Origin of the sequence: Lactobacillus helveticus (genome assembly GCF_046109915.1) — a bacterium.
Taxonomy (GTDB): domain Bacteria; phylum Bacillota; class Bacilli; order Lactobacillales; family Lactobacillaceae; genus Lactobacillus; species Lactobacillus helveticus.
The window spans coordinates 1623703-1641141 of record NZ_CP151471.1 but is presented as its reverse complement, the minus strand read 5'-3'; the positions used below and the strand labels follow the sequence as shown (position 1 = coordinate 1641141).

Here is a 17439-nt window from a genome sequence, read left to right as displayed (position 1 = left end):
CGAAAATACTCTATTTTTATATTCTTATCGATTATGATCGATAAGATTGATTATTTTTGCATTTATATCGATTATAATCGATATAAATGAGGTGAGTAGATGATCAAAAGAACAGTTTATTTGAACCGAATCAATCCATTCATTGATAAAGATATCATTAAGGTAATTACTGGAATTCGCCGTAGTGGAAAATCTGTTTTATTACAACAAATTCAAGATGAATTAATACAGCGCGGTAAAAATAAATCTAATTTTATTTATATTAACTTTGAAGATTTGCAATATGAATCACTATTAGATTATGAGACACTTAACAAAGAATTAGTTAAACGTATCCAGCAGATTGATGGTAAAGCTTATATTTTTCTCGATGAAATTCAAAAAGTTATTTCCTGGGAAAAGACAATCAATTCTCTACGTGCTAGTTTTGACTGCGATATCTATATTACGGGATCAAATTCGCAATTATTATCTGGTGAGTTGGCAACAGAAATTGCTGGACGTTATATTGAAATTAAGGTATATCCATTTTCTTTTAGTGAATTCTTGAAAGCTATTAATTCAGATCGTCAAAATTTAGACCGTGATTTCTTAACATACGTAGAGATAGGTGGTATGCCATTTCTATCTCTTATTTACAATGATCGTCAGGCCTGTGATACATATTTGCAGGATATATATAGTTCAGTGGTTGTAAAAGATATTGTTGACCGTTATAAGATTAGAAATGTAGATTTGATGCGAAGAATAATTAGTTATCTAAGCAGCGAGATTGGTCATCCTATTTCAGCAACAGGAATAGCAAAATTCTTTAAGAATGAGCATAGAGGAAGCTCAATAGATACAATTCTTGATTATATTTCTTATACCTGTGGTGCTTATTTGTTCACTCGTGTACCCCGATCTTATTTGCAAGGAAAACAAAATCCGAGAGTCAATGATAAATACTACATTACTGATCATGGTTTGCGACAAAAGATGTTAGGTAATAATCAGCAAAATATAGATCAAATTTTAGAAAATATTGTTTTTGTTGAATTATTGCGCAGAGGTTATAAAGTTTCTGTTGGCTTAAACGATAAGAAAGAAATTGATTTTGTTGCACAGAAAGGTAATGAAAAACGGTATTATCAAGTAACTTATATGCTAGGCAGTCAAGCAACTATTGAACGTGAATTTGGTGCATATGATGGGATTGCTGATAATTATCCGAAGTACGTGCTATCAATGGATAAATTTAATATGAGTCGTAACGGCATCATTCATCAAAATATTATTGATTTTCTATTAGAGCATTAACTAAAAAAGACTAGTAAATCAACGTTTTTTAACGAAGATTACTAGTCTTTCTTTTTATTCATTCGTTTAGAAATTCAAAACCCATAAGAAGATCAGGAAGATTACGAAGAGTAGCCACATCATCGGTGTGACTTCCTTGCCACGCTTAGCTGCGATCATGCAGATTGGGTAAGTGATCATTCCCCATGATAAACCATCTGAAATGGAGTAGGTTAATGGCATCCCTAAAATAATCAAGAATGCAGGAACCGCAATTTCCAACTTGTTCCAATGGATATGTGCAGTGTTTTGGGCCATCAAGACACCAACGATGATCAATGCTGGTGCAGTAACTTGAACAGTGAACACACCTAAAAGTGGACTGAAAATCATTGAGATCAAGAAGAAGATTGCTACGAAGACAGCGGTCAATCCGGTACGACCACCAACGGCAATACCAGCACTTGATTCAACAAACGCACCAACTGGTGAAGTCCCAAGAATAGAACCAACGGCCATGGCACTAGAGTCAGCAGCTAAAGCCTTACCAACACGTGGCATCTTGTTGTTCTCCATGAAACCAGCTTGTTGAGCCAAACCGATCAATGTACCTGCAGTGTCAAAGAATGTAACTAATAGGAAAGTAAGAACTACGATCCACATTTGAACAGTATTGATATCTTTAACGTGGAAGACAGCTTGACCAAAAGTTGGAGCTAAGCTTGGTGCAGTAGAAATAATCTTGTGTGGTAATGCAATTTGACCAGTGCAGATGCCAAAAACTGCAGCTAGCACCATGCCGATAAAGATCGCACCAGGCACGTTCAAAATCATTAAGATAACCGTTACTAATAAACCGAAAATAGTGATCCAAACAAGGGGATCGTGCAGTGATCCTAAACCAACCAAGGTTGATTTGTTAGCAACGATCAACTTACCATTTTGCAAGCCTAAGAAGGCGATGAACAAACCAATACCAGAAGAAATAGCGAATTTTAAGTCAGCTGGAATTGAATCAATGATCTTTTCTCTTAATTTAAACAAAGTAATCAAGATAAAAAGAATTGAAGCAACGAAGACGCTGGCTAAGGCTGTTTGCCACTTAACATGCATCCCGATACAAACGGTGTAAGCAAAGAAGGCGTTAATACCTAAAGCGGGTGCTTCACCAATAGGATAGTTAGCGACAATACCCATGATGGCAGTACCCAGAGCCGCTGCTAAGGCTGTTGCGGTAAAGACGGCACCTGTATTCATTCCACTAGCTCCCAAAACGCTAGGGTTAACAAATAAAATATAAGACATACTGATAAACGTAGTTAAACCAGCAATAAATTCGACCTTGATGCTGGTCTTATATTTATCTAATTGAAAGTAGTTTTTGATAAAATACATTATTCTCTCTCTCCAAAATTAATGTTCGTGTTTTTGCTCCTTTAACACAACTTCTATACTTTAACATTGCTTTTTAAAAATGTAAACACGAATTATTAATAAAAATAATAGATTTTTTATTATCTTTTGCTACTAAAAATTAATAATATTGATCAATGTATTGGCTTTCATTCTTATTTTCTAAGCATTATTCTTAACTATAAGAAATAGTAAAAATAAACAGAATAAAGGTGAGTAAATGTCCTCAAAACTTATTTTTTCAGATATTGATGGCACATTGATTAATGACGAATTGAAGGTAACGCCTAAAACGCGTGATGCAATCCGCCAGCAGATTATTAAGGGGAACGTTTTTATTCCGGCTTCGGCACGACTTCCTAAGGGAATTACTACTGCAGTAGGCCAAATTCTAACAGTTTTCCCAATGATTGCCTATAACGGTGCCTTGGCTTTAGATGAAACCGGTAGAGCTTTAATTACGCGCTTTTTCGATGCGAAAAAGGCTGCGGCAATTTGTCGTTACGTGGATGAACAAAATAATGGATCAGTGTGGAATATCTACAGTGGGTATGTTTGGTATTGTGCTAAAGAAAAAAGTCCGCTGGTCAAACACGAAGAAGAAATTGTCGATGTTAAAGCTGCTCCGACGACTGTTGATCAGATTGAAAAATTGCAGGGCGTGCATAAGGCCTTAATCATGGGTAAGTCAGAAGAACTTGATCGCATGCAAAAAGAATTGACTGAAAAGTTCCCAGATCTTAGCTTTGTAAGATCATCTAGGACTTTACTAGAAGTAGTATTAAAAGGCGTAAGCAAGGCAAGTGCAGTAAAAATCTTAGCTGAAGAATACAAGGTGCCATTAAAAGACTGCATTGCTTTTGGTGATAACTATAATGATGAAGAAATGCTTGAAGAAGTAGGGCATCCTGTTCTGATGGGCAATGCACCTGCAGAATTAAAAGAGAAGATCGGCTTAGATCACGTGACGCTGGACAATAATCATGATGGCATTGCTGAAGCATTAGCAAAATTTGAATAAAGAAAAACCGCATAGAATTTCTATGCGGTTTATTATTTTGGCTCTATAATTTTTCCTGTTGATTGCTTATCAATATGATAAGCTGTTAACAGGTTTTTTATTGCAATAAAAAAGGAGGACATAGTCCTCTGTAATAAAAAATCTATTCCACTAAACATTTTATAAGTAAAGGTGTGTACTATGTCCTCTTTAAATAATTGTATTAAATTTGCGCTTGATATTAAAGATAAAAATATTATTTTTAAGAGCTTTTTCTACAAGATGGTTCAAATGAAGAAGCATAAAATCTATGAAGCCGAATTAATTCAACCCGCTTGCCCTTGCTGTGGCTCCTTGGCTCTCCTGCATAATGGTCATTTGATTACTAATATTCACTATTTGACAGCTAATGCTAGTCATCCTGTAATTATCAGACTAGCTAAACAGCGAGTTAAATGTCGCGATTGCAATCGCTGGTCAATGGCTCAATCAGAATTAGTAAACAAATACTGCTCTATTTCTAATGCATCCAAACTGAAGGTATTATCTGCTTTGACTGAAGACAGTTCCATGACCAGCATTGCTAGAGAAAACAATGTCTCTGTCAATACCGTCCAAAGAGTTCTAGGCAGCTGTTCGCATCATTTTCTTGACAGCTATGAATACTTGCCAGCTCATTTAGCTTTTGATGAGTTCAAGGGCGTTGATCGTCAGCTGCACTTTATCTGTTTAAATGGTGACAATCATCAAGTCGTTCAGATTCTTAGAACACGCTATAAGAAGACCCTGCTTAAATATTTTGGTCGTTTCTCACCCCAAGCTAGAGCCAACGTTAAAACGGTCACGATGGATCTTAATTTTTACTATCAAGATATCGTTAGAGCCTGTTTTCCTAATGCACAGATTGTCATTGATCGCTTCCACATGATTCAGATGCTCACTCGATCATTCAATTCATTAAGAGTTCGAACCATGAAGACCTTTGACAAGAAATCCAGAGAGTATCAGCTGCTCAAATCTCCCTGGAAACTATATTTAAAAAAGTATGATGAACTCGAAAAGATTCATCCTCGCTATAATTGGCATTATAAAGATTGCCTAACTCAAGTGCAAGTAGTGATGGAGGGTATCGGTGCCAACACTACATTAGAAAACTCATATAATCTGATGCAGAGCTTTATTAAGGCGATTGAAGACGGCGATACTCAGAAAATTGAATCATTAATTGCCAGCAAAGATTCCATTGGAGCTTTAATGCATAAAACGCTGCTAACCTTCAAACATAATCTAAAAGCGGTACTCAACGGAGCAGCTTTGACTTACTCCAATGGCTGCCTTGAAGGCTTCAATCGCAAAATCAAACAAAATGAGCGAACAGCCTTCGGCTATTCTAACTTTATCAATCTTTTAACCAGAATTCGTTTAGAGGAAAACTTGTTTAAAGAAAAAGAACCAAACAGCCTTTTAATGGCCGCTTGATTCTATTCATTTACTCTCTATCAACAGGATTTGACAAAGAGCCATTATTTTCCGAGAAATTAAGCTTCGATTTGGATATCTGTTGGCTTTTTCCAATCTTCAGGGAGCTTTCCCATTTCTTTTAATTTATCTGTAATTTGATCCAAGACTATTTGCTTATCGGCTGGATTAGCCATGAAATCGAGTTTATCACCGTCAATTTCCATCTTTGGCGAATAATCATAGTTCTCATACCAAGGCTTGTAATAACGAAGCAGACGCTTGTAATAGTCTTCTAAAGTTGAATTATAACTTAATTGTTCATATGGACGTCCACGCTTTTTAATTCGCTTAATCATGGTGTCATATGAAACATTGATATGAACAAGCAAGTCTGGGTTCTTCTTAGGCATTCTTTCAAGCTCGTTCATCATGTTATGCAACAATTCATAGTAAGTATCTACTTCTTCTGAAGTTGCACGACCGATGTCAGCGTTCATTTGGAAAAAGAGCGCATCTTCATAAATAGAACGATCTAAGACGTTGTTATCTTCAGTAAGAGCATCCTTGATGCTGTGAAAACGCGTATTTAAGAAGTATACCTGCAATAAGAAAGCATATTTCTTAGGATCAGCATAAAAGAGTGGCAGAACTGGATTGTCGTTAACACTTTCATAAAATGGCTTAGTGCCTAAATATTTAGATAAAATACTTGTTAAACTGGATTTTCCGGCTCCAATTGGCCCGCTTAAAACAATAACTGTCATCACGTTCCTTCTTTTTATTCAGTCTTATAAGTTGCCGATTTCGTGCAGCTTCTCATCAATTTCCTTTAATACTTCTCTTTGGGCGTCCATGCTAGAAACAAAATCAAGTTTGTCACCATTAATAGCCATCTTAGGAGAAGCGTCGTATTGTTCATACCATGGCTCATAGTATCTGAGCAATCTAGCGTAGTAATCCTTCAAACCTGGATCTGTGCTGATTTGTTCAAATGAACGACCACGCTTTTTAATACGATCAAGCATGGTATCAAGTGAAACATGGATGTAGATAAGCAAGTCAGGCTTCTTGCTAGGGTTGCCTGGGGTATCTTCCATCATGTTTTCAAGCAAGTCGTCATAGATCTTAAACTCTGTAGGATCTGCAACCTTGCTATCAGCGTTCATCTTGAAGAAAAGTGCATCTTCATAGATAGAACGGTCGGATACACTATTTTTATCTTGAATAGCTTGATTGATTTGAGCTAAACGGTGGTTAAGCAAATAAGTGTTAAGTAAAAAAGTGTAACGCTTCATATCTTTATAGTAGAGCGGCAAAACAGGATTGCTGTCGACTCCTTCATAAAATGCTTGCGTACCTAAATGTTCTGCTAAAATACTGGTTAAACTGGATTTCCCGGCTCCAATTGGCCCGCTTACAACAATAACTTGAATCACATTCTTTCTTAAATACCAGATATTGTACAATTAATAAGTTTAATACGAGATATTGTGGCACACAAGCTCTTTTTTAATTCTGTTTCACGCAAAAAAGTCAAGGGTAGAAGTGAAAAATCGAATAGGAATGAAATATGATTCAATTGGAGCAGAAAAATTTAAAAAAATGAATTATACTACGCGTGGTGCTAGTTAAATCGTTTTAGTTAATAAAAAAGTCCAATCGGACTAGACTCAAGTTGTAGTATCAAAAAGAAAAGAGTCTGATCTGATTGAACTGCCTTAAGCGTTTTAGCCACCATTTACAAGTTAGTTTTAAAGATTTAGTGATAATTTGTCGGCACTGGTATCGTTTGTATGCACCGGCTGAGTTTACTCATCGGCGAAATATTGATCAAATTAAAACTACGGACAGTCTGATTTTGGCTTTACTTATCTGGCAAGCTAAGACAGGAATTGAATCACAAAGAAGATTCTGTGAATGTTTCAATTGTTTATCACACTCACGTTTTAATCGACGTTCACGTCAGCTATTGCAATTGATTTATCAGATACGGCAAGAAATGAATAAAAAGGTTGACCTGAATGGACAGTTCTTGATCATTGACAGCTTTCCGGTACCTGTTTGCCACCCAATTCGCAACTATCGTGCTAAAATTTTTGGCGGTTATGCCAACATTGGTTATAAGGCCACCAAGAAAATTTACTTTTATGGTTTCAAAGTTCATGCCATTGTTAGCGATGACGGTTACATTCTTGATTATGTCGTAACAAAAGCATCAGTTCATGATGCCAGGGAGACAGTTGAACTGATGGAAAATACCCATCCATCTAATTACTATCTTCTTGGCGACGAAGGCTATTTAGGCAAAGAACTGCATCAACAGCTAAAACAAATGGGTTATGAACTTTGGACACCATATCGTAAAAATATGACAGGAGCTAAAAAGCACAATGATCATCAATTGATGGCTATTCGCAGAACAATTGAAAGCGACTTTTCGCTTCTGCCCTATTACAATGCCGAGAACAATCGAGCACGTAGTCTGATAGGCTTTCAAAGCCGGTTAGAAATTGCAATTTTAGCTTATAATTTGGCTTATTGTCTAGAACGATTTAACTAGCACCACGCGTATTATACTTCATTTTTTATTAAGGCTAAAGTTATCTAAAAATAAAGCAGATAACGCTATTACTAAAAAAATAAGTACTTAGGTAAATTAACCTTATATTTTGATAAGCTCTCTTTAATTAATGTGAATTTTAAATTTAAAAAATGTGAATTTTAAATTATTTTTTGAACAGTATTGAATTATTAATTCAAAAGAGATATTATAATTTTTGTAAAGGCTTACATGAACTCACTTAATAATATATTTTTAGGAGGGAAACATCATGGCAGATAAGTATTCTACTTTAGGTCGAGAAATATATGCTAATATTGGCGGACCTAATAATGTTGAATCAATGTACCATTGTATGACCAGACTTAGAATTAAAATTCGTGATAATTCTAAAGTAGATATTGCTGGTTTGAAGAATATTGATGGTGTTTTAGGAGTAGTAGATGCTGATACCTTGGAAATTGTTTTAGGTTCTGGGGTAAACGCTAAGGTTGCTCAAGATATGGTTAGCCAAGTGGGAGTTAAAGAAGACGAAGAATTTCCTACTAATGTAACCAATGATTATCAGTCAGAAAAATCTGAAGTACAAGCTAAAGCAGCTGAGGTACACGCTCAGCATAAAGCTCAGCTGAAGCAAACCTGGTGGCGTAAAGCTTTAGGCCATATTTCAGCCATTTTTATTCCATTAATTCCTGCATTTATTGGTGCTGGTTTGATCTCAGGTGTTGCTGGTATTTTAAAGAACATGCTTACTGTCAAGATGCTTCCAGCAAGTTGGGCTTTAGGTGTAACAATCTTGAGTATGATTTCAAGTGCTTTGTTTAGCTACTTGAATATTTATGTAGGTATTAATACAGCTAAAGAATTTGGAGCTACGCCTGGACTCGGTGGCATCATCGGTGGTGTAGTCTTATTACCAGGAATTGTTGCTCCTGTTACAATTCCTAACTTTTTAGACGGCAAGCCGTTAGCTGCAGGACAAGGTGGTATCATTGGAGTTTTGTTTGCTGTGTGGATTTTGTCATATGTAGAAAAATGGTTCCACAAGCACATTACAGACTCGGTTGATATCATCTTTACTCCATTTTTAACAGTATTAATCATGGGCTTATTTACAGTATTCGTAGTTATGCCTATTGCTGGATGGATTTCAAATTCATTAGTTGGTGCTATTAATTGGGTATTAAACGTTGGCGGACCTGTAGCCGGATTCCTTCTCGGACTGTTCTTCTTACCAATGGTAATGCTAGGATTACACCAAATTTTGACTCCAATTCACTTGGAAATGATTCAAAAGATAGGATATACTCCATTACTTCCTATCTTAGCTATGGCCGGTGCAGGTCAAGTTGGTGCTGCCATTGCTTTGTGGGTAAAGTGCCGCAAAAATAAGGAATTAGTTAGATTGATTAAAGGTGCATTGCCTGTAGGTATCTTAGGTGTTGGTGAACCATTAATTTATGGTGTTACCCTTCCTTTAGGTCGTCCATTTATCACTGCATGTATTGGTGGTGGTATCGGTGGTGCTGTAGTAGCTTCATTTGGTCATGTTGGAGCTATTGCGATTGGACCATCCGGTGTTGCTTTGATCCCATTGATTGCTAACAACATGTGGTGGGGTTATGTCATTGGTTTATTATGTGCCTACGCTGGTGGATTTGTTGCTACTTATTTCTGGGGTGTCCCTAAGACTGCTATGGAAGGCGAAGTAAAAAAGCCAACTCAAGCAGTTAAAGAAAAAAGAAGAAATGCTGAAACAAAAGCTGACAATTTAAATATGCCTAGTGAAAAAGTAGAAGTTGCTTTTGAGGCACCTATAACAGGTAAACTTCAAAAACTTGAAGATGTAAAAGACGACGTATTTTCAAAGAAAATGTTAGGTGATGGTTTCGCAATTGATCCAAGCAATGGAAAAATTGCTGCTCCAGTTGATGGAACTATTGATTCTGTAATGGATACAAAGCATGCTATTACATTGAAAACAAATAAAGGGCATCTTGACGTGTTAATGCACTTAGGGCTTGATACTGTGGAATTAAAAGGCAAACCTTTTATCATCAATGTTAAACCAGGTGACAAAGTTAAAGCTGGAACACAGATTGGCTCAATGGATATTAAAGCTATCAAAGAGGCTGGTAAAGAGCCGGTTGTGTTAACTATTATTGCTAATATGGATCATGTTGATCATGTTGTAAGAATGAGCGATGGAGAAGTAGAAGCCGGCAAAGATGTGTTCCATGTTATTACTAAATAATAAAAGAAAGAATTGATATAAATGTCACTTGATAAATTAACTACTGAGCAGAGAAATGCAAACACAACACACATAGATACCATGTCAACATTAGAGATGGTTAAAACTATTAATAATGAAGACGAAAAGATTGCCCCAGCGGTTGGTACACAAGATGAAAAAATTGCACAGGCAATTGATATTGGAGCTAAACGATATCATGATGGCGGACGTTTAATTTATATTGGTGCCGGTACAAGCGGTAGATTGGGAGTTCTAGATGCGGTTGAACTTGTACCAACATATGGTATCAAACCGGAAAGAGCTATTGGCTTAATCGCAGGCGGCAAGAGTGCTATGTATTTAGCAGTTGAAGGTGCTGAAGATGATCCAGATTTAGCTGAAGCAGATTTAAAGAAAATAAATTTGTCTGAAAAAGATATGGTTTTAGGAATTGCAGCTAGTGGTCGTACCCCTTATGTAATTGGAGGTCTTGACTATGCTAAAAAGGTTGGGGCAGCTACTGTAGCAGTTGCTTGTGTAAAAAATAGTTTGATTGGTCAACATGCAGAAATTGCAATTGAAGCTGTAACTGGTCCAGAAGTAGTTACTGGTTCCACTAGAATGAAAGCCGGCACAGCGCAAAAAATGATCTTAAATATGATTTCTACAGGGATTATGATCCGTCAAGGTAAAGTTTATGAAAATGTAATGATTGATGTTCTTCCAACTAATGAAAAATTAGTAGAAAGAGCTAAACGAATTATTAGTACCGTTACTGGAATTTCAAAAGAGCAAGCATCACGTGTTCTAAAAGAAGCTGATAAAGATGTTGGTTTGGCTATTGTAATGGCTAAAACAAAAATGAATAAAGAACAAGCGGAGACTTTACTTGCAGAAAATCATGGTAATGTTAGCGACGTTTTAAAACAATTTGATATAAAAATATAATAATTTTGTTTAACTGTATGAGAAGAGGAAATACTATGAATCGTAAGCATTTAGTTACAAAGAGTTGTACTGCAGCTTTATCTTTATTAATGTTAGCAAGTACATCTGTTGTTTGCATTCCTAATAGTATAAATCAGCCAGTGTTTGCAGCTACTATTAAACGTTCTCAAGAACCTGCTGGGCAATATCAAATTAATGAAAGTTTTCCTATTGATGAAAAGGATGATAATCCTAGATTCGATACGTGGTCTTTATTAGACAACATTAATAGAAAGTTTTATGGCTTTAAAGGTCAAGGTTCAGTTTGGGTTCATAGTAATAATCCTAAGAAATTTAGTCTCTATATTAACGGTCGGAATATTAAATTAACTAAAGTAGGTCGTAATAAATGGGTAAAATTAGATATTAGTAAGTATACAAAAAATGGTAATAATGCTTTGCAAATTTCACCTCAAAAAGGAATATCCGCTAGTGATAAAATCGATGTAAAATTACCATATCCGGTTCTGATTGATAATACTAAAAAATATCGTGATAACGATACTTTTAAAGCTATGGATAAGTTAATAAAAGCTGAGATTAAAAATGGTTATCCATCTGCACAAATAGTTGTTATACATAATGGACAAATTATCAAGCGCAGTGCTTATGGTAGAGTAAATGCATATACGCAAGATGGTAAGCGAATTAAAAGTGCACCTAAAGTAACTAATACAACTTTATATGACTTAGCTTCAAACACAAAGATGTGGGCAACCAATATGGCTATTCAGAAGCTAGTATCAGAGAAAAAATTAAATATTGATGCAAAAGTTAATACTATTTTTCCAACTTTTAAGGATAAAGCGAGTGATAAGATTAAAGGTAAAACAGATCTGACTATTCGTGATATTTTAATGCATCAAGCAGGATTCCCAGCAGACCCTCAATATCATAATAATAATTATGATCCAAATAATCCTAATAAACCCAAAAAAGATGCCAACCCAGTTTATACGCAAGATAGGAATAATATTCTAGAAAAGATTATTGCTACGCCTTTACAGTATAAACCAGGTACCAAAACTATTTATTCCGACGTTGATTACATGCTTTTAGGTCTTATTATTGAAAAGATAACAGGTGAAAGAGAAGACCAATATGTAGAAAACCATATTTATAAACCGTTAGGGTTAACTCATTTGATGTATAAACCATTAGAAAAAGGAATAGCTAAGAATAATATCGCCGCTACAGAATTAAATGGTAATAGTCGTGACGGGCAAATTAGTTTTAATAATATTCGGCGTTATACTTTACAAGGACAAGTACATGATGAGAAGGCATATTACACAATGCATGGTGTAAGTGGACATGCTGGCCTATTTGGAAATGCTTCAGATTTAGCTGTTCTTGCCCAAATGGTAATAAATCGTGGTGGATATGGTAATCATAAAGTATTTGATGAAGATACACTTGATGAATTTATTAAGCCTAAATCAAATAATCCTAGTTATGGTTTAGGTTGGAGACGACAAGCAAGTAATGCTTATGGATGGGCATTCTCAGGATTATCAGATGCGTCTACTGTTGGACATACTGGTTGGACTGGTACGTTGACTGTTGTTGATCCACATGATAATACTGCGGTAATATTGTTAACTAATGAAAGAAATACACCTATTTTAAAGCCTGAAACAACTGCAACTGCTAATGATTTTGCAGGTGGACATTATTTATTGTCTAAATATGGTGATATTGCAAGCTTAGCATTTGCCGCTGTTAATGATGATAAACAATCCGCTAATGATGCTAAATTAATCAGTTTAGTTACTCAAAGATATAATGAGATTCAAAAGAATAAAGATGACCAAACTAATGCAGATAAAGCAGATTTATGTGGAATTTATGATGCTGTAGTTTCTCGTAAGCATAATAAAGCAATCAAGAAGTTTCTATCCAGTTCAACTGGTAAAAAAATTACAGCGTATGTTAAAGCAAATAGATCAGCTGTAAATAATGTTCGAAATAGAAATTAATTAAATAGTATTAAAAAAAGAAGGTCATTCGTCAAGAATGACCTTTCTTTATTAGAAAGGAAATAAAGATGTTAGGGATTTCCGTTTATTTTCGTGATTATGATGAACAGTATCTAAAAGAAGCAGCTAAAGCCGGTGTTAAATATGTTTTTACTTCTTTGCAAATTCCTGAGGAAGATTATTCTAAGCTTGATCAAAAATTACCTGAATTTTTCAAATTATGTAATGACTTAAAGCTTGAAGTAATACCAGATGTGTCACCTGTTACTTTAGAACGATTAGATATACCTAAAAACGATTTTAAAGCATTGAAAGAAAAAGGATTTAAAGCTTTAAGACTAGATTATGGTTTGGATGATTTTAAATTGGTAAAAAGGCTACAAGAAGATTTCAATATTTTATTAAATGCTAGTGTTGTTACACCTAAATATATTGAGACAGCTAAAGAAGCAAATGTAGATTTAAATAAATTAGCTTTAACTTACAACTTTTATCCTCATACGGATACTGGTATGGGGTGGGATGATTTTAAACGTAGAAATTGGCTTTTCAAAGATCTAGATTTACGTACTCAAGCTTTTGTACCAGGGGATGAAATCAAGCGTTTCCCTTTATATGAAGGTCTACCAACAGTTGAAAAAAGCCGTGGAGAGTTACCGTATGTTGCTGCAGTTGAATTGATACAAGAAGCTAATATTGACGATATTTTTATTGGTGATAGTCGTGCCTCGATTAAACAATTAAGATATATTCATTATTTTCAACAAAATGGTGTCATGAATATTGAGTGTCATCTTTTGAAAAAGTACCAAACTTTATATGATCAAAAATTTGAGATACGTAAAGATATTCCTGAGAAGATCGTCCGTTTAACTTGCCCTCGCACACCTGGCATAGCAATTGAACATGCATTAAATCGAAGGAAAGGCTCTATTGTTATGCAAAATAAATTGGCTCAGTGGTACAGTGGAGAAATAGATATTGTTAAACAAGATTTACCGTTTGAAGCACGTAGTAATGTGATAGGCTGGGTTACACCCGAATATGTTAATTTGTTAAACTATATTGATGACCAAACTAAAATTATATTTAGAAAAATAGATTAGGAGATGATCATTAATGTCTAGCTTAGCCAGCAAAATTTCTAATGCATATCCAACTTTTAATAAAACTTCAGCTCTTATAGCAGATGCCTATTTTAAAAATCCTAGTATTTTTTTGAGTAAAAATATTAAGGAATTAGGCGATATTACTAAAACTAGTGGTGCTTCTGTAATTCGATTTTGTAAAAATCTAGGTTTTAAGGGCTTTAAAGATTTTCAAATAGCTTGTGCTCAAGAACAACCATTGCAAGTTGATAACAAAATTGAAACAATTATAACTGAAAATGATAATCCTACGAGTGTATTGTTCAAATTACAAACTAATTTAAGTAAAAATATTGTTGACTTAGGTAGGTCCATTGATCATAAGGAATTAAAACAAGCTGTTGAATTGATTGATAAAGCCAGAGTGGTATTTATTGCTGGTGAAGGAGCTTCAGGATTGGCAGCGGAAGATTTTTTTGATAAGCTAATTCGCAGTGGCAAAGAAGTCATTTTTATAAAAAGTTCACATATTGCCTTAGAAGGAATTACAAATATCACAAAAAATGATGTTTTAGTTATTTTTTCTTATAGTGGAATGACTCAAGAACCACTATTGATGGCTAAGCAGGCTAGAAAAAATCACGCAAAAATAGTTTTGATTACACGAGAAAAGACATCTCCATTAAGACAAATCTCAGATATAGTAATCTCTTTACCAACAAATGAAAAACTTTTACGATTTGGAGCAGTAAATTCATTGTTTTCTGAAATGTTTGCTTCAAGTTTATTATATTTAAGTTTAATTTCGCCTAAATTAAATGAATTAAAAGAAAAAATGGAGATTACTCAAGAATTAACAGATTATTTAAAGATAAAGGATTAATTAATACAAAACAGCATTTGAGTTAAGAAAAACAAAAATAACCAACTAATTATTTAACAGAATAATTGGTTGGTTATTTAGTTTGAAAAAGTTATTTACTGGGAAATATTTATAAATAGCTTTTTTAATCAGGGATAAATTGTTATTTAGTTCTTGTATTTGTCGTCTAGTTCTTGAGCTGCAGCCTTATCAACAATAACAGTTACATTAGGGTGCTTTTGCAAAATTGATGCTGGCACTTGTTCAGTAACAGGTCCTTCAATCATTTCTTTGATTGCTTGTGCCTTCTTTTCACCAAAGGCCATCAAAACGACCTTCTTAGCATCCATGATGTTAGCAGTACCCATACAAATTGCACTCTTAGGTACTTCATCTTCATTATCGAAGAAGCGTGAGTTAGCCTTGATCGTATTCTCAGTTAACTTAACTTCGTGAGTACCAATGTCAAATGGAGTACCTGGTTCATTGAAGGCGATGTGACCGTTACGGCCGATACCTAACAATTGAACATCAATTGGATTGTCTTTGATAATTTGATCGTATTCTTTGCAAGTAGCAGCGACATCCTTGGTCATGCCATCTGGAACGTAGGATTTCTTAAAAGGCTTTTTATCGAATAAGTGCTTACGCATGAAATAGTGGTAACTTTGAGGATTATCAGGTGTTAAGCCAACATATTCATCAAGGTTAATGCTGATTAAGTTTGAACAGTTGAGATCACTGTTGATAAAGTTTTGATAAAGAGTTTCAGGGGTAGAACCGGTAGCTAAACCTAAAACTTTAGCACCATTTTTGATTTCATTTTCAAAAATCTCAAATGCTTTTGCTCCACCTTGAATTTTGTTTTCAGTAACAATAACTTTCATTTTAGAATTCTCCTTTACTGGTCTATTCCATTATAAAATGGAATAGACCATTTTGTCAATTGGTAAAATGAAAAAGGCAGAACTATGTTAAAATTTGAGTAAAGGAAGTGAATACGGATGGATTTTGAAAAATTATCAGGTTTAGGTATAGGTACTTGGGGGATTGGTGAAGATCCTAAAAAGAAAAAAGATGAAATTGCAGCCATTCGCTATGGATTAGATAATGGGTTGAATGTTATCGATACAGCAGAGATGTATGGTGATGGCAAAAGTGAAAAACTGATAGGCGAGGCATTTAGAGGTTATGACCGTGATAAATTGTTTTTAATTTCAAAATTCTATCCCTATCATGCAACTCCTGAGCTGGAGAGAAAAAGCCTTGAAGCCAGCTTAGAGAGATTAGGCACTGATTATTTAGATTTATATTTATTGCATTGGCGTGGTAATCACCGCTTGTCAGATACGATTCGCGGCTTGCAGGCTTTACAAAAAGAGGGATTAATTCGCCATTGGGGTGTTTCTAATTTTGACACGTCCGACATGAAAGAATTATTTGGTGTGCCCGGTGGAACAGAATGTTTTGCTAACGAAGATCTCTATAATATTAAAGAGCGCGGCACGGAGTTCGATTTACAAGATTGGCAAAAAAATCATGGTGTCAGCTTCATTGGTTATTCTCCATTTAATTCTGGAGCAGGAGACACGATTAGAATTACGCAGAATTTGAAGATCGTAGCTCGCGATCATGGTGTAACGCCGCATCAAATTATGCTTGCTTGGACACTGCGCAATGGCAATGTGTTGGCTATTCCAAAAAGTAGCAGCATCAAACACATGAAGGAAAATATTGTTGCTCAAGAAATAAAGTTAACTGATGACGAGTTAAGATTAATTAATAGTGATTTCCCAATTCCAACGGAGAAGACGCCTTTAGCGGTAATTTAGATAAAAAATAAAAGACTTGTTTCATGTGAAACAGGCCTTTTTTGATGAGAAAAATTTTAGACTATGGTTTAATTAGTAATATCTTTTTTATGAATTGGGGATAAAAATGAGACGAGAAGAAACGAGACGTATGACCATTACTGCAGTTTTTGCAGCTATTTTGATCATGCAAACTTTTTTGCCGAATATTGGCTATGTGAGAATCATTCCTGCTTTACCAGCAATTACCACGATTCCAATGACAATTGCAATTTATGGTACTTTGATGGGAACAAAGGCTGGTCTAGGATTCGGATTATTCTGGGGAATTACCAGATTAATTGTTGCCTACACACAACCTGGTGATATGGTCAGCTTGATGTTGTTCCAAAATCCAGTAATTTCTGTTGTGCCTAGTGTTTTAGCAGGATTTTTCCCGGGCTTAATTACCAAGGCAATGGGTAAAACCAATTATGCTAAGTTAGGCTACATTTTTAGTGGTGCAGTAACATCATTAACTAATACGATCATGGTAATTTTACTGACTAGTATTTTCTTTATGCATGATCCAGCTAGTCTAATCCATTACCTAGGTAACTATAGTTCTAGCACACCGCTGATTCTGATTTTGATTACAGCGTTAGGTGCAAATGGTGTGATTGAAGCAATCTTCACTGCATTAGTAGTGCCGGTGATTGTTACACCGCTTAATTTAGTGTTAAAAAGAGCGTAGAAAAACAGCGTTAGTAATTCTAACGCTATTT

15 protein-coding genes are annotated in these 17439 nt (G+C 35.1%); 11 read left to right on the top strand and 4 right to left on the bottom strand.

Translation table 11 applies throughout. The features are described from left to right. The first annotated feature begins 99 nt into the window (after positions 1-99). Positions 100-1299, top strand: coding sequence for an ATP-binding protein (locus AADV52_RS08350; protein ID WP_014919654.1), 1200 nt, complete (start codon positions 100-102; stop codon positions 1297-1299). A 66-nt stretch (positions 1300-1365) separates the two neighbouring features. Here AADV52_RS08350 and AADV52_RS08345 read toward each other — a convergent pair whose 3' ends face one another. Beyond that, positions 1366-2673 (bottom strand): NCS2 family permease, encoded by a 1308-nt coding sequence (locus AADV52_RS08345; RefSeq protein WP_014919653.1) that lies wholly within the window; start codon positions 2671-2673, stop codon positions 1366-1368. A 238-nt stretch (positions 2674-2911) separates the two neighbouring features. Here AADV52_RS08345 and AADV52_RS08340 point away from each other — a divergent pair, with 238 nt between their 5' ends. Both AADV52_RS08340 and AADV52_RS08335 read left to right on the top strand, forming a co-directional pair. Beyond that, entirely contained in the window at positions 2912-3712 is an 801-nt protein-coding gene (locus tag AADV52_RS08340) for a Cof-type HAD-IIB family hydrolase (protein ID WP_014919652.1), read from the top strand. A 180-nt stretch (positions 3713-3892) separates the two neighbouring features. Next, positions 3893-5170, top strand: coding sequence for an ISL3 family transposase (locus AADV52_RS08335; protein ID WP_126096213.1), 1278 nt, complete (start codon positions 3893-3895; stop codon positions 5168-5170). Positions 5171-5229: 59 nt separating this feature from the next. Here AADV52_RS08335 and AADV52_RS08330 read toward each other — a convergent pair whose 3' ends face one another. Next, complete coding sequence (locus tag AADV52_RS08330) at positions 5230-5916, bottom strand: deoxynucleoside kinase (protein WP_014919651.1); 687 nt, start codon at positions 5914-5916, stop codon at positions 5230-5232. Between the two features lie 24 nt (positions 5917-5940). Next, on the bottom strand, positions 5941-6588 hold the full coding sequence (locus AADV52_RS08325; protein ID WP_014919650.1) for a deoxynucleoside kinase: 648 nt from the start codon (positions 6586-6588) through the stop codon (positions 5941-5943). A 272-nt stretch (positions 6589-6860) separates the two neighbouring features. Here AADV52_RS08325 and AADV52_RS08320 point away from each other — a divergent pair, with 272 nt between their 5' ends. The 6 genes from AADV52_RS08320 to AADV52_RS08295 all read left to right on the top strand — a co-directional run bounded on the left by AADV52_RS08320 (position 6861) and on the right by AADV52_RS08295 (position 14885). Then, entirely contained in the window at positions 6861-7712 is an 852-nt protein-coding gene (locus AADV52_RS08320) for an IS982 family transposase (protein ID WP_126096212.1), read from the top strand. Positions 7713-7980: 268 nt separating this feature from the next. Then, positions 7981-9966 carry a glucose PTS transporter subunit IIA gene (locus AADV52_RS08315; protein WP_171030393.1) on the top strand — a complete coding sequence of 662 codons (1986 nt, stop codon included), beginning with the start codon at positions 7981-7983 and terminating at the stop codon, positions 9964-9966. Between the two features lie 21 nt (positions 9967-9987). After that, complete coding sequence (gene murQ, locus AADV52_RS08310) at positions 9988-10896, top strand: N-acetylmuramic acid 6-phosphate etherase (protein ID WP_014919648.1); 909 nt, start codon at positions 9988-9990, stop codon at positions 10894-10896. Between the two features lie 35 nt (positions 10897-10931). After that, the gene (pbp4b, locus tag AADV52_RS08305; protein WP_014919647.1) at positions 10932-12914 is read left to right on the top strand and encodes a penicillin binding protein PBP4B; all 1983 of its coding nucleotides are present in this window, start codon (positions 10932-10934) and stop codon (positions 12912-12914) included. A gap of 68 nt (positions 12915-12982) precedes the next feature. Beyond that, complete coding sequence (locus AADV52_RS08300; RefSeq protein ID WP_014919646.1) at positions 12983-14020, top strand: MupG family TIM beta-alpha barrel fold protein; 1038 nt, start codon at positions 12983-12985, stop codon at positions 14018-14020. 13 nt (positions 14021-14033) lie between these two features. Beyond that, a complete protein-coding gene (locus AADV52_RS08295) occupies positions 14034-14885 on the top strand; it encodes a MurR/RpiR family transcriptional regulator (protein ID WP_014919645.1) in 852 nt (283 codons plus the stop codon). A gap of 146 nt (positions 14886-15031) precedes the next feature. Here the strand turns inward: AADV52_RS08295 and nagB are convergent, their stop codons facing one another. Next, positions 15032-15751: a glucosamine-6-phosphate deaminase gene (gene nagB, locus AADV52_RS08290; RefSeq protein WP_014919644.1), complete on the bottom strand. Its 720-nt coding sequence runs from the start codon at positions 15749-15751 to the stop codon at positions 15032-15034. Between the two features lie 117 nt (positions 15752-15868). On the opposite strand from nagB, the gene AADV52_RS08285 reads away from it, so the two are divergent. Beyond that, positions 15869-16696, top strand: a complete 828-nt coding sequence (locus AADV52_RS08285) for an aldo/keto reductase (protein ID WP_014919643.1) — start codon at positions 15869-15871, stop codon at positions 16694-16696. Positions 16697-16802: 106 nt separating this feature from the next. Next, positions 16803-17408: an ECF transporter S component gene (locus AADV52_RS08280; protein ID WP_014919642.1), complete on the top strand. Its 606-nt coding sequence runs from the start codon at positions 16803-16805 to the stop codon at positions 17406-17408. Positions 17409-17439: the final 31 nt, after the last annotated feature.